Raw genomic sequence first — 863 nt, forward strand, 5'->3', positions numbered from 1 at the left:
GGTGAGGAAGGCGCGCCCCTCGGCGTTGAGATGGACCCGCTGCTTCGATCTTTCAAAGAGGGAAACACCCAACTGCTCCTCGAGCTGGATGATCTGCCGGCTGAGTGGCGACTGGGAAATATGCAGCATCTCGGCGGCGCGCCCGACATTGCCGGTTTCGGCGACGGTGACGAAATACCTGATCTGGCGCAGGTCGAACATTTTTTCTCCAGGCTCCAGTCCCCCGAGGTCTCAACTTTAGCCTAACCAGTCTTAGACAGTCTGACCAGCGGGAGCGATAGTTCGGCCATCCAACCAAAGCAGACCGCCATGCAGTTCTTTGCCCTTCTCACCCGCAACACCGAAAAATTTGCCGATGCCGATTTCGCTCCGCTTCTGCCCGGCGAAGCCGAACAGCGGCGCACGCTCTATGCCGAAGGCGCGGTACGCCAGGTGTGGAACCGAGGCGACATCCCGGGCAGCGGCATGATGCTCGAAGCCGCCGATGATGCAGAGGTTCGCGGCCATCTCGCCACCTTGCCGCTGGTCAAGGCCGGCATGATGGACATTGCCGCAATCGTGCCCCTCAAGCCCTACCCCGGCTTCGGCCCGAAGCACTGACCGGGGCACAATCCGGGGTGGCGAAGGCGTCACCACCGGATTGACGTGGGTGATCGACAGACCGTGATCGGCTGTCAAGAAACCGTCACACCGAACCGGGTTCGCTCGTGCTAGAAATCAAGGCCAGGCAGCCGCCGTGCGGTGCCATTTCGGAACATGCATCTGGCACCGCCCATGGATATCACTCTCGCCCCGGAAGGCACCGACCTGTCGCCCTACCTGCCCGACGAGCACGGATTGTTCTTCATCTATCATTTCACCGC

Annotated in this window: 2 protein-coding genes; one reads left to right on the forward strand and one right to left on the reverse strand. The window is 61.2% G+C overall.

Translation table 11 applies throughout. From position 1 onward, the window contains the following. Positions 1-201: LysR family transcriptional regulator (locus EN939_RS36165; protein WP_164751602.1), on the reverse strand; the 201-nt coding region annotated here is incomplete at its 3' end. 108 nt (positions 202-309) lie between these two features. On the opposite strand from EN939_RS36165, the gene EN939_RS36170 reads away from it, so the two are divergent. Further along, the gene (locus EN939_RS36170; protein WP_127271666.1) at positions 310-600 is read left to right on the forward strand and encodes a muconolactone Delta-isomerase family protein; all 291 of its coding nucleotides are present in this window, start codon (positions 310-312) and stop codon (positions 598-600) included. The last annotated feature ends 263 nt before the right edge of the window (positions 601-863 follow it).

It is taken from the genome of Mesorhizobium sp. M7A.F.Ca.CA.002.05.1.1, from assembly GCF_003998335.1.
Classification (GTDB): Bacteria; Pseudomonadota; Alphaproteobacteria; order Rhizobiales; family Rhizobiaceae; genus Mesorhizobium.

Excerpts from the sequence above, each read along its gene's own strand:
- EN939_RS36170 (WP_127271666.1), top strand. The coding sequence starts at position 310 with ATGCAGTTCTTTGCCCTTCTCACCCGCAACACCGAAAAATTTGCCGAT.